Source organism: Acidocella sp., assembly GCF_013044125.1.
In the GTDB taxonomy this organism is placed as follows: Bacteria; Pseudomonadota; Alphaproteobacteria; order Acetobacterales; family Acetobacteraceae; genus Acidocella.
In genome coordinates, this window is record NZ_JABEVC010000026.1 from 1 (window position 1) to 12,012 (window position 12,012).

A 12,012-nucleotide genomic window follows, 5' to 3' on the forward strand; every position below is an offset into this window, starting at 1 on the left:
GGATGGCGGCGTCCTGCCCGGCCTCGCGCAAGGCGGCGCCCAGGCGGGTGCGCTTGGCGGCGGCGCTCTCCCCGGCGAAGGCTTGCGGGTGCGCCACCGCTGGGGTGAGCGGCGGGGCGGGGCGGCTGGCCCAGATCTCGTCCACCGGGTTGGGCTGGGCGGCCACCATGGCGCTCGCGGCGAAGCGCGCCAGAGAGTCAGCGCTCAGCAGCCAGGGGTCGTAGCCGATGCGCAGCCCGGCGGCGTGGCGCGCCAGCCAGTCCTCCGGTTTGGTTTCGGTGATGTGCAGGCGCTCCCACAGGGCGGGGTCGGTCTGTTGTTCGAGTTGCAGGGTGTAGCGGCCATCAGAAAAAACCGCCGCGATGGTGGGCAGGACGATCGCCAGCCCGGCGGAGCCGGTGAAGCCGGTGATGAACGCCAGCCGCTCGGCCGAAGCCGGGACATATTCGCCCAGATGTTCGTCAGCCCGGGGGATGATGAAGCCGTCCAGCCCGCGCGATTTGAGGGCGGCGCGCAGGGATGTAAGCCGGGCATTATGTTCTGATGTCATGCGGTTCCCTTTGTTATGCGTGATGTGCATGGCTGCGCTGGTGCCAAACCCTGTCTGAAAACAGTCTAACCATGTTATGTGCAGTGCAGCATAAACGCCGCTGGATCACGTTGAACCGGCCGTTATGCGGGAAAAAACAGGTGACCATTATGACGACCACTATCGACAACCATTCTTCTTTCGGCAAATTCGGCGAGCTTTTGTTTGCTCATCAGCGTCCGTATGCGGAAGCTAAGCAGCACAAGGGCCTGCTGGATGGTTTCAAAGCCTGGCGCAAGCGCCGGGAAGCGGAAGCTGAGCTGGAACGGCTCTCCGACCGTGAACTGGCAGACATCGGCGTGAGCCGCGCTGACATACACGCAGCCGTAAGAGGCTTCTAAAAAGAGGGGGCGTTAAGCCCCCTTTTTTATTTCAGGGCTTACGCAGGGTTAAAATCGACCAGGCGCCGTCGATCAGACGGTGTTCCAGCACCAGCCCGGCGCGGCGGTGCGCGCTGAGGACCCAATTGGCCTGGGTGGTAAGCAACCCGGCCAGAATGGCGGCGCCGCCGGGCGCCAGACTTTCCCCCAGCTGATGCGCCATGGCGCAGAGCGGGCGGGCGAGGATATTGGCGAATACCAGATCATAGGGTGCATTGCGCTTGATGCGCTTGTCCACCCAGCCGTCGGCACGGATGGCATGCACCAGCCCGGCGACGCCGTTGAGCGTGGCGTTGGCGTTGGCGACGCGGGCGGCGCGCGAGTCGATGTCGCTCGCCAATACGCGCTGGCGCAGCAGCTTGGCGGCGGCGATGGCGAGAATCCCCGAGCCGGTGCCGAGGTCCAGGATGCGGCGCGGGTGGTGGTATTGCGCCAGGCGCTCCAGCGCGATGAGGCAGCCGCGGGTGGAGTTATGCTCGCCAGTGCCAAAGGCGAGGCCGGCATCCAGCGTGAGGGTGATGCGCCCTGGGATTTTTGGGGCGTTGATATGCGTGCCGCGCACGACGAAGCGCCGCCCGATGGTCTGCTCGGGGAACGCCGCCTTGGTGCGCGCCAGCCAGCCGCCGACGGGAACCAGGGCGCGGGTGATCTCGGGCGTGACGCCGGTGAGCATCTCTGCCACGGCGAGGGCGGATTCCAGCTCCGCCTCATGGGCGCCGCGCTCCTTTACGCCCTGGATGTCCCAGATGTTCAGATCCTCGTTATGAAAGAAGGACACCGCGCGGCAGACGGAGCCCAGCGCGGCCTCGAAAAAATCCAGCGCGTCGGCCGGGACGGTCAGCGCGATGCAGTCCAGTTGCTCAGGCATCATGCCGCTCCACGAAATTGCTCAGCACGCGTTTTTCTCCTGATGTCTCGAAGTCGATGTCCAGCCGGTCGCCCTCGGCGGCCAGCACGGTTCCATAGCCGAATTTTTGGTGGAAGACCCGCGCGCCGGCTGGGATTTTCGTGCTGGCCGGTGGTTTTGCTGGAGCGCGGGCCTGCACTGGAAAGCTGACCGGCGCGCCCCAGCGCGGCTGCTGGCTAGCCGCCGCCGAGCCGGTGTGGGTGATGGATGCCTCGGGCAGTTCCTCGATGAACCGGCTGGGGATGGAATCCTGCCAGCCGGCATAGGTGCGCCGGCGCCCGGCATGGGTGATGATGGCGCGGTGGCGCGCGCGGGTGATGCCGACATAGGCCAGGCGGCGTTCTTCCTCCAGGCTTTTGTTGCCGCCCTCGTCCAGTGCGCGCTGGTTGGGGAACACACCCTCCTCCCAGCCGGGGAGGAACACGGTGTCAAACTCCAACCCCTTGGCGCCGTGCAGGGTCATCATGGAGAGTTTCGCGTCGTCGCTGTTTTCCTCGTTTTCCATCACCAGCGAGACATGCTCAAGGAATGCCTGCAAGGATTCGAAATCAGCCAGGGCGCGGATGAGCTCTTTCAGATTCTCCAGCCGCCCTGGCGCATCGGGCGATTTGTCGGCCTTCCACATGGCGATGTAGCCGGATTCCTCGAGCATGGTCTCCAGCGTCACGACATGGCCCTCACGCTCCAGCATGGCGCGCCAATGGTCAAAATTTTGCAGCAGCGCGCGCACGGTTTCGCGCAGCTTGCCCTTGAAGCCGCCTTCCTGCACCAGCAACGCCGTGGCGGCGTAGAGCGAGACCTGCGCGGTGCGGGATTTGCCGTGCATGGCGCGCAGGGAGGTATCGCCGATGCCGCGCTTGGGTAAATTCACGATGCGCTCGAAGGCGAGGTCATCCGCCGGTTGCGCCAGCACGCGCAGATAAGCCACCGCGTCACGGATTTCCGCGCGTTCGTAAAATCGCAGGCCGCCGATGATGCGATAGGGAATCCCCAGCAGGATCATGCGTTCTTCGAAAGCGCGGGTCTGGAAACCGGCGCGTACCAGAATCGCCATTTCAGCCAGGGATTGTCCGGCGCGGCGATACGCATCCACGCGCCCGCTGATCATGCGGGCCTCCTCCTCGGAATCCCACAGCGCCACCACTTCCACATTCTCGCCCGTGGCGTCAGCCCGCCCGGCGTGCAGGGTTTTGCCCAGCCGCCCGGCGTTATGCGCGATGAGATGCGAGGCGGCGGCGAGAATCGGCGCGGTGGAACGGTAGTTGGCTTCCAGCCGCACGATTTTCGCGCCTGGAAAATCGCGTTCGAATTTCAGGATGTTCTCGATCTCGGCGCCACGCCAGGAGTAGATGCTCTGGTCGTCATCGCCCACGCAGCAGATGTTCTTGTGCGATTGCGCGAGCAGGCGCAGCCAGTAATATTGCACCAGGTTGGTGTCCTGGTATTCGTCCACCAGAATGTATTTGAACATGTTTTGATAGGTGGCGAGAACTTCAGGGTCTTTTTTCAGCAGGCTGACAGTGAGCAGAAGCAGATCGCCAAAATCGGCGGCGTTCAGCGCCTTCAGCCGGTCCTGATAATCGCGGTACAGGGCCTCGGCCTTGCCGTTCGCGAAATCCGTTGAATCCGCCATGGGAATTTCACCCGGCATGAATCCCTTGTCTTTCCATTTCTGGATCTGCGTCATCAGCGCGTTCGCGGGCCAGCGTTTTACATCAATCCGCGCGGCTTCCATCAGTTGCTTGAGCAGGCGCATCTGGTCGTCGGAGTCCAGGATGGAGAAATTGCTCTGCAAGCCTACACGCTCGGCGAAGCGGCGCAGCATGCGCGCGCCCAGGGCGTGAAAGGTGCCGAGCCAGAGCCCCTCAGCCGGCTGGCCGAGGATTTTGCCGACGCGCTCGCGCATTTCGCGCGCGGCCTTGTTGGTGAAGGTGACGGTGAGGATCTGGTTGGGGTAGGCGCGGCGGCTGAGCAGGATATGCGCGAATCTGGTGGTGAGCACGCGCGTTTTGCCGGTGCCAGCACCCGCCAGCACCAGCACCGGGCCTTCGGTGGTTTCCACGGCATCACGCTGAGCCGGGTTCAGGCCATCCAGATAACTTGTCATGCTGTTAAGGGTTTTACACCCAAAATCCGCGCGATGGCATAGACCAGATCCGGGCGGTTGAGAGTGTAGAAGTGGAATTCGTCAATGCCGTTGGCCTGCAGGATGCGAACCTGCTCGGCCGTGGTGGCGGCGGCGACCATGCGGCGGGTCTCGATATCGTCATCAAGGCCCTCGAACAGCGCGGCCATCCATTTCGGCACGGAGGTGCCGCAGGCCGCGCAGAAGCTGGCGGCCTGCTTGAAGTTGGAGACGGGCATGATGCCGGGGACGATTGGCGCCGTGATTCCGGCGGCAAGCGCCTTGTCGAGGAAGTTCAGGTAGATGTCGTTGTTGAAGAACACCTGGGTGATGGCGCGGGTGGCTCCGGCGTCAAGCTTGCGCTTGAGGTTATCAAGGTCGGCCTGCGGGCTGAGCGCTTGGGGATGAACCTCGGGGTAGGCGGCCACGGTGATCTCGAAATCAGCGATGCGCCGCAGTCCGGCGACGAGATCGGACGCGAAGGCGTAGCCGCCGGGGTGCGGGGTGTAGGCTTCGCCGTTGGGCGCGTCGCCGCGCAGGGCGACGATGTGTTTAACCCCCGCGGCCCAGTAGCGGCGGGCGACTTCGTCCACCTCCTCGCGCGTGGCGCCAACGCAGGTGAGGTGCGCGGCCGGGGTGAGGCTGGTTTCCTTGACGATGCGCAGCACCGTGGCATGGGTGCGCTCCTGCGTGGAGCCGCCGGCGCCGTAGGTGACAGAGACGAATTGCGGCCGCAAGGTGGCCAGGCGTTCGATGCAGGCCCAGAGCTGCGCCTCCAACGCCGGGGTTTTGGGCGGGAAGAATTCGAAGGAAATGGCCGGCGGGGCCGCGCCCTCGCGGGCGGGCAGGGGAGCGATGCGCGCGCCGGCGGCCCAGCGTTGCAGAGTGGCAGGGTGCGGGGAATGGATCATGCTGGTTCCGTGACAGCACCGCCGGATTTTCGCAAGGGCTTCATACGGTTCGCGGGCATGGATTGCGCCGGGTCCCCGAAGATGGAGGGGCATGTGTCTCTGGCTGTGGTATCTGGGTTGAAGGCGCGTTATTGAGCAACACATATATGGAGCCGCCCAGCCTGGGTGGCTGGGTTAAGTTGGGATTGAACAGTATGATGATGACCGTGAAACGAAGGTTGAGCCGGGTATTCAGCCTGGCGGCGCCCGGGCTGCTGCTCCCGGTTCTGCTGGCGGGTTGCGCCACCCCGCCGCCGCGGACGGATACGGTGGATTACCAGGCCTACCAGCAGCAGAACGATCCGCTGGAGCCAACCAACCGGGTTTTCTACACTGTGAATGACAAGATCGACACCTACGCCTTCAAGCCGTTGGCGCAGGGGTATGTGGACATCACCACGCAGCCGATCCGCAACCACGTGGGCGATTTCATCACCAATATCGGCGAGCCCGCACGCTGGGCGAATTTCATGCTGGAAGGCAAGCCAACAGACGCAGGCACGGCGTTTGTGCGCTTCCTGCTCAACTCGACCATTGGCATTGGCGGCATTTTCGATCCCGCGGCGGCGCTGGGCTATCCTGAGACGGATACCGATTTTGGCATGACGCTGGCCATCTGGGGCGTGCCCGCCGGACCGTATCTGTATCTGCCGGTGTTTGGCCCCTCCGGCGCGCGCGATATCTGGAACCTGCCGGTTGAATATTTTGCGACACCGATGGAACTCGCTCCCGCGAGCGGCGCGCTCACCGATTTCGGCTATGCACAGACCGGGCTGCACCTCATCAACACGCGGGCTGCGTTCATTGGCCCGATTGACCAGGTGAAGGCCACCGCGCTCGACCCCTATGCCACATTTAGGAGCCTTTATCGCCAAAGTCGTGACTCAGAGTTGCAGCTAATTGATGAGCGCGACACGCCAGTGCCCAATCCCTGGGCGCATCGGTAGCCGCCGACACTAATCATAAGGACTTAATTATGTATCTTCGCCGTTTGCTTCTGGGTGCTATCGCCTGCGCTCCCGTGCTGGCCGCCATGCCCAGCTTCGCCCAGGCCGCGTTGGTGCCGGCCGATGCCGCCAAGGCTTTCATCACTCAATCTGGCCAGCAGCTGGTTTCGGTTGTGAACAGCAACGCCAGCGGCACGCAAAAGGCCGATGAACTGCGCGAGCTGGTCAACAAAATCGTCGCGGTCGATCAGGTGGGGGATTACGTGCTGGGGCGGTATCTCAATGTCGCCACGCCCGATCAGCACACGCAGTTCCTTAACCTGTTTCATCAGTTGCTGTCCTACAACATCACCTACCAGATCAAAGCCTATCAGGGGCTCAGCTTTGTGGTGGACGGGGCGACGCCGATGGGCAACGACATGGTGGTGCACACCACCATCACCAGCCCCGGCAAGGCGCCGGCCGATGTGGGCTGGGCGGTGGACGAGGTGAACGGCCAGCCCAAGATCGTTGATGTGATCGTGGCCGGGACCAGCCTGCGGATCACCACCCGTAATGATTATGCCTCGGTGGTGACCGACAACGGCGGGCAGGTGAGCGCGCTGCTGAAAGCCATGAAGGGGCAGATCACCAAGATCGCCTCCGCGCAGTAAGGGGTTGAACAAAGCCGGGGGCTTATCCCCGGCTTTGTTTGGTTAGAACGCGGCTTCGGCGAAAATCCGGGTGATGTCGCCGTTCCAAGCGCCGTGGTAGCGCTCTAGCCAGTGTTCAGCCTGGGTTGGCGCGCCAGCGGCGATTTCAGCCAGCGGCGCCAGATAAGGCTCTTCATCCTCTCCGGCGGCGTTTTTGCGGGCGCGGTTCTTCAGCCCGTCACGGGCGATTGCCACGACCTCGCGCGCGAGGTCGCGCAGGGTGCCCTTGCCGTACCTGGTGTTGATGCCGCTTGCCGGCACGGCCGCGCGCAGGGCCAGGATATCTGTGTAGGAGAGGGGCTTCACCAGCGCCGCGGCGGCGGCCAGGGCGGCGGGATCGTAGAAAAGCCCGGTCCAGAGCGCCGATTGCGCCAGCATCATATCTGGGCGGCCAGAGTCGGCGCCGCGGGTTTCGATGTATTTCTTCAGGCGGACATCGGGGAAGGCGGTGGTGCTGTGATCGGCGAAGTCGCCCAATGTGGCATGCACGCCGGGCAGGGCGGGCAGCTTGCCTGCCATGAAGTCACGGAAGGAGGCACCGGCGGCGTCGATGAATTCGCCGTCTCGGTAGACGAAGTACATCGGCACATCGAGCAGCCAGTTGGCATAGGCCTCAAAGCCGAATCCGGGCGCGAACACCACGGCGGGGATGCCGGAGCGGGCGTTGTCGGTATCGGTCCACACCTGGGCGCGGTTGGAGAGCAGCCCGTTGGGCTTGCCCTCATAGAACGGTGAATTGGCGAACAGCGCCGTGGCCAAAGGCTGCAACGCGCTGGCGACGCGCATTTTGCTCACCATGTTGGCCTCGGAGCAGAAGTCCAGGTTCACCTGCACCGTGCAGGTGCGCAGCATCATGTCCAGCCCGCGGGTGCCGACCTTGGGCATGTAGGCGCGCATGATTTTGTAGCGGCCCTTGGGCATGAAGGGCATGTCCGCGCGGGTGGCGGTGGGGTGGAAGCCCAGCGGCGCGAAGCCGAGGCCAAGCCCGGGGGCGATGGCGCGCAGCCGGGTGATGTGGGCGTCAAGCTCCGCCTTGGTGGCGTGCAGATCCGCCAGCATGGCGCCGGAAAGCTCGAACTGGCCGCCCGGCTCCAGCGAGAGCGAGGCGCCGCCTTCTCCCTTCAGGCCGATGGTGTTGCCATGGTCGAGAATCGGGCTCAGCCCCCCGCCAGCCTGGAAGGCCGCGAGCAGCTCCTTTATGCCGCCCCTCTGCTCATAGCTTGGCGGCGCGAGGTTGCTCAGGCCGAAGCCGAAGGCCTCATGCTCGGTGCCAATGGTCCATTGCGCCGGCGGCTTGGCGCCTGCGGAAAAATAAGCCGCCAAATCGCGGATATCGGTAATCGGCCGGTCATCGGCGTCTCCGGGGTTCGACAAACGTAAGCTCCCTTTTATGCATCCGCCGCGAGCAGAAGTGCGAGCCCTGCAATCGCGGCGGTTTCGGCCCGCAGGATGCGGCGCCCCAATGATACGCGTGTAACAAGGGGTGTCCGTGCGATACCTTCAAGCTCCGTATCGGTAAAGCCACCCTCTGGGCCGATCATCAGCGCGCTGGGGCCGGAGCTGGGGGCGAGTATGGCGGCGCTGCGGCGCTCATCGGCGACGAACAGACGCCGGGCGGGCCAGTTGGCCATGAGTTTTTCCACATGCAGGGGTGCGCGGACCTCGGGCACGATCAGCCGTTCGCATTGTTCGGCGGCTTCGGCGGCGATGGCGCGCAGCCGGTCCAGGTTCACATGGTCCGCCTGGGTGCGCGCGGTGAGAATCGGCTGGATGACGCTGGCGCCGAGTTCGGTCGCCTTTTCCACCACGAGGTCTGTTTTCTGGCGTTTCAGCAGCGCGAAGCAGAGCCAGCAGTCAGGTTCGGGCTCTGGCGCGCGGGTTTGTGCCGATACTTCCAGCACCACCGCCTTACGCGAAACTTTTGTGACAGAGGCGCGCCACTCACCGGCGGTGCCGTTGAAGAGGCGCAAGGTGTCACCCGGGGCCAGCCGCATGACATTGGCGAGGTAGTGGGACTGGGCCTCCGGCAGCGGGATTTGCGCCGCTTCATGCAGCGGGGCCTCAACATACAGGCGAATTGACGTGGTGCTCATGACGGGCACATTAGCATCTATGAATGGATTTACCGATATACACACCGGCGGCTGGGTCCGGCATCTGCCGTCCTGGATGCTGCCCTATGCGATCCTCGCCCGGTTTGACCGCCCGATCGGCGCGTGGCTGCTGTTTCTGCCCGGCCTGTGGTCGATCATTCGGGGCGCGCGCGGCGTGGGTGTGGCGCTGTGGCTGTTGTTGCTGTTCGCGCTTGGCGCCGTGGTGATGCGCGGGGCGGGCTGCGTGGTGAATGATTTATGGGACCGCAGGATGGACGCGCAGGTGGAACGCACGCGCGCCCGCCCGCTGGCTTCGGGCGCGCTCAAACCCCTCGACGCGCTGGTGTTCCTTGTGCTGCTCGGCGCCGTGGGGCTGCTCATCCTCAGCCGGCTGGATTTCCCGGCGCGGATTCTGGGCGTCGTCAGCCTCGCGCCGGTTATTTTGTATCCGCTGGCCAAGCGGGTGACGTGGTGGCCCCAGGTGGTGCTGGGCTTCACCTTCGGCTGGGCAGCCCCCATGGGCTATGCCGCCGCGAGCGGGGGTTTTTGGTCGTGGTCCTCGCTCTGTCTCTATGCCGCCGCGATTCTGTGGATTTTGGGGTATGATACTATTTACGCGCATCAGGACCGTGAGGACGATGCGCTGATCGGCGTGAAATCCACCGCCCGGCTGTTCGCGCATAACACGCGCGGGCTGCTGCGGGTGTGTTACGGCGGCATGATTTTGCTGCTGGCCCTGGCGATGGCGCTGGCGGGGCTCAATATCTATGGCGTTGTGCTGCTGGCCCTGCCGGCGGCGCTGCTGCTGCGCCAGATCCTGCGGCTCGACATTAATGACCCCGCGCTGTGTCTGCAATTGTTCAAATCCAACCGCGAGGTTGGGCTGGCAATTGGGCTGGCGATGCTCGTGGGGCGGTTTTAGAGTGCAATGGCCTCAGATTGACCCGCTTTGTGGGCCAACCTGAGGTCTGAAGCGCCCTTTATCTTTATAAATGGGCGCATTCACACCGCGGCGCTGATCATCTCCACCGGCGCGATCAGATTTCGCTCCAGATTGTCGATCATATTGGCGATTTTTTGCGGCGCGCTCTCGCCCATCAGCAGGTGGAGCCCCAGCCGTGGCAGCCCCCCGGCCTGGGCCGCGCGGGCGCGCAACTGCTGGAAGAAATCAATCGCGAATGCGCGCCGGTTGCGCTCGTTGCGGAGGATAAAACCCGCGTCCTCCAGCAAGCGCCGGTAAGTGGCGGGCGTTTCCACGAAGCTGGCACCGGGCGTTGCCGCCCATGGTAATGGGAAGCTCAGCTGCGCGCCGCCGGCCTCGCGCATGACATCGTAGATGCCAAACAGCGCGCCGGGCTTGAGGACGCGCCGGATCTGTTGGAACAGCCGTGATTTTTCCCGTATGTTCATGCCGGCGTGCAGCATATAGGCGCCATCGAAGCTGGCGGGCTCGAAGGGCAGGTCGAGCGCGCTGCCGTGCAGATAGGCGACCTCGCTCTCCAGACCGACGCGCCGCGCCAGGGTTTTGGCGAGGCGGACATAGTCCTCGGTGATGTCGATGCCGGTCACCCGGCAGTTGTGTTCATAAGCGAAATGGCGGGACGCGCCGCCGAGCCCCGCGCCAATGTCGAGCAGGAGCATGCCTGGCTTGAACCCAAGCTCGGTGGCGAAATCCACGGTGGCCTGCCGCCCGCCGATGTGAAATTCATCAACCGGGGAGAGATCGGCGGGGACCAGGTGGTTGAGGTTCTTGCCCGCGGCGGCCAGGGCGTCGAAGATGTCGCGCTCCAGTGAGCCGTGCGCGTATTGCCGCGCTACGGTTTGTTCAAGTGTCATGGTGGCGGCCCCCAATTGGTGTGAGAAGCGTGGCCAGCATACGTCCATGCCGGATTTCTGTAAAAGGACAATGTGCCTGGCGGCTTGACGCGGCGCGCGGAATCCTAAAAACATCGGCCACCGGGGTGCCCGCAATCCGCTGGCTGAGATCAAACCCGCTGAACCTGTCTGGGTAATGCCAGCGAAGGGAGTGCATATGAGTCTACACCGCCGTACCCTGCTGTCCGCCGCCGCCGCGAGCGCCGCTCTGGCCGGCCCGTTTGCCCGCGCCGCAACGCCGCAAAAATTCACGGTATTGCTGGACTGGTTCGTCAACCCGGACCATGGGCCGCTGTTCGCCGCCAAATACATTGGCGCCTATGCCCGCGCGGGGCTGGATGTGGCGCTGATCGCGCCCACCGACCCCGATCTGCCGCCGCGCCTGCTCGCCGCGGGCAAGGCGGATGTGGCGCTCAGCTACCAGACCCAGCTTTACCTGCTGGTGGACCAGGGCCTGCCCGTGCGCCGCATCGGCACGCTGATCGACAAGCCCCTGAACACGCTGACCGCGCTTGGCGGCCGGGGTATTGCCACCCTGCATGACCTCAAGGGCAAGAAGATCGGTTATTCCATCGCCGGGGTGGAGGAGGTGCTGATCGGCACCATGCTGAAATCCGTTGGCCTCGGGTTGAGCGATGTCACGCTGGTCAATGTCAATTTCAATCTTGTCAGTTCGCTGCAAAGCCACGCGGTGGATGCCGTGATCGGCACCTACCGCACCTATGAGGATATTCAGCTGGCCCAGGCCGGGCTGAACCCGGTGATCTTTCTGCCCGAAGACTACGGTGTGCCACCCTCGGACGAGCTGATCATGCTTGCCAATCTGAAGGCGCTGGGTAACCCGGCACTGCCGCGCTTCCTCGCCGCGGTGAGGGAAGGGGCCGCGTATCTGGCTCAGCACGGCGATGCGGTGCTGGCGCAGTTCCTGAAGGATAATCCGAGTTTGAACGATAGACTCGACATCGCCTCCTGGCATGCGCTGCCGGGCGCTTTCGCGGCCGATCCCGCGAAACTCGATGCCGTGCGCTATACCCGCTACCGCGATTTCATGTTCGCCGCCGGGCTCATCAAGAAATCTCTGCCGCTGGATACCTACGCGGTGGAGATCAAGGCCTAAGGTGAATACGCCTCCCGGGATTCTGGTGCGGGATCTGTCGCTGAATTTCGGAGGCGTCACCGTTTTCGAGGGGTTGGGGTTCGAGATCGCGGCGCGAAAATTCACCGCGCTGCTGGGGCCGAGCGGCGTGGGCAAGACCACGCTGCTGCGCATTATCGCGGGGCTGGAAGCACCCGCCACGGGGCAGGTGGCGGCGAGCGACGGCGCGCCGCTGGCCGGACGGATCGCCTATATGGCGCAGCAGGATTTTTTGCTGCCCTGGGCCAGCGCACTGCGTAATGTCATGCTGGGTGCCACGTTGCGGGGCGCGAGGCCCGAGCCAGAGCGGGCGTTGCAC

General features: G+C 64.1%; 13 protein-coding genes and 1 riboswitch. Of the genes, 6 read left to right on the forward strand and 7 right to left on the reverse strand.

The genetic code is table 11. The features are described 5' to 3' along the window. A partial coding sequence (locus tag HKL97_RS01275; RefSeq protein ID WP_291422070.1) for an aminopeptidase P family N-terminal domain-containing protein occupies positions 1–550 on the reverse strand: 550 nt, incomplete at its 3' end. A 149-nt stretch (positions 551–699) separates the two neighbouring features. Between HKL97_RS01275 and HKL97_RS01280 the strand changes: the two genes are divergently transcribed. Beyond that, complete coding sequence (locus tag HKL97_RS01280) at positions 700–930, forward strand: DUF1127 domain-containing protein (RefSeq protein WP_291422072.1); 231 nt, start codon at positions 700–702, stop codon at positions 928–930. 31 nt (positions 931–961) lie between these two features. On the opposite strand, the gene HKL97_RS01285 is transcribed toward HKL97_RS01280, so the two are convergent. Genes HKL97_RS01285 through metF form a run of 3 tightly spaced genes read right to left on the reverse strand, consistent with a single transcriptional unit; the run spans position 962 to position 4,912 of the window. Then, the gene (locus HKL97_RS01285; protein ID WP_291422074.1) at positions 962–1,840 is read right to left on the reverse strand and encodes a 50S ribosomal protein L11 methyltransferase; all 879 of its coding nucleotides are present in this window, start codon (positions 1,838–1,840) and stop codon (positions 962–964) included. Further along, complete coding sequence (locus HKL97_RS01290) at positions 1,830–3,983, reverse strand: ATP-dependent helicase (RefSeq protein ID WP_291422076.1); 2,154 nt, start codon at positions 3,981–3,983, stop codon at positions 1,830–1,832. The genes HKL97_RS01285 and HKL97_RS01290 overlap by 11 nt, the downstream gene beginning before the upstream one ends. After that, complete coding sequence (metF, locus tag HKL97_RS01295) at positions 3,980–4,912, reverse strand: methylenetetrahydrofolate reductase [NAD(P)H] (protein ID WP_291422078.1); 933 nt, start codon at positions 4,910–4,912, stop codon at positions 3,980–3,982. Before metF ends, HKL97_RS01290 begins: the two co-directional genes overlap by 4 nt. 131 nt (positions 4,913–5,043) lie before the next feature. Between metF and HKL97_RS01300 the strand changes: the two genes are divergently transcribed. After that, positions 5,044–5,898 carry a VacJ family lipoprotein gene (locus HKL97_RS01300; RefSeq protein ID WP_291422080.1) on the forward strand — a complete coding sequence of 285 codons (855 nt, stop codon included), beginning with the start codon at positions 5,044–5,046 and terminating at the stop codon, positions 5,896–5,898. A 29-nt stretch (positions 5,899–5,927) separates the two neighbouring features. Beyond that, complete coding sequence (locus HKL97_RS01305) at positions 5,928–6,551, forward strand: phospholipid-binding protein MlaC (protein ID WP_291422082.1); 624 nt, start codon at positions 5,928–5,930, stop codon at positions 6,549–6,551. A gap of 42 nt (positions 6,552–6,593) precedes the next feature. On the opposite strand, the gene HKL97_RS01310 is transcribed toward HKL97_RS01305, so the two are convergent. Together HKL97_RS01310 and HKL97_RS01315 are read right to left on the reverse strand one after the other, a co-directional pair. After that, positions 6,594–7,964, reverse strand: coding sequence for a glutamate--cysteine ligase (locus HKL97_RS01310; RefSeq protein WP_291422084.1), 1,371 nt, complete (start codon positions 7,962–7,964; stop codon positions 6,594–6,596). A gap of 14 nt (positions 7,965–7,978) precedes the next feature. Next, positions 7,979–8,683, reverse strand: a complete 705-nt coding sequence (locus HKL97_RS01315; RefSeq protein WP_291422086.1) for a 16S rRNA (uracil(1498)-N(3))-methyltransferase — start codon at positions 8,681–8,683, stop codon at positions 7,979–7,981. A 19-nt stretch (positions 8,684–8,702) separates the two neighbouring features. Between HKL97_RS01315 and ubiA the strand changes: the two genes are divergently transcribed. After that, positions 8,703–9,605, forward strand: a complete 903-nt coding sequence (gene ubiA, locus HKL97_RS01320) for a 4-hydroxybenzoate octaprenyltransferase (RefSeq protein ID WP_291422088.1) — start codon at positions 8,703–8,705, stop codon at positions 9,603–9,605. Positions 9,606–9,685: 80 nt separating this feature from the next. On the opposite strand, the gene HKL97_RS01325 is transcribed toward ubiA, so the two are convergent. Continuing rightward, positions 9,686–10,519 (reverse strand): class I SAM-dependent methyltransferase, encoded by an 834-nt coding sequence (locus HKL97_RS01325; RefSeq protein WP_291422090.1) that lies wholly within the window; start codon positions 10,517–10,519, stop codon positions 9,686–9,688. A gap of 111 nt (positions 10,520–10,630) precedes the next feature. Next, positions 10,631–10,726: riboswitch (TPP riboswitch) on the forward strand. Between HKL97_RS01325 and HKL97_RS01330 the strand changes: the two genes are divergently transcribed. Both HKL97_RS01330 and HKL97_RS01335 read left to right on the forward strand, forming a co-directional pair. Continuing rightward, positions 10,716–11,675 (forward strand): ABC transporter substrate-binding protein, encoded by a 960-nt coding sequence (locus HKL97_RS01330; protein ID WP_291422092.1) that lies wholly within the window; start codon positions 10,716–10,718, stop codon positions 11,673–11,675. It overlaps the preceding riboswitch by 11 nt. A 1-nt stretch (position 11,676) precedes the next feature. After that, on the forward strand, positions 11,677–12,012 hold a 336-nt coding region (locus HKL97_RS01335; RefSeq protein WP_291422094.1), incomplete at its 3' end, for an ATP-binding cassette domain-containing protein.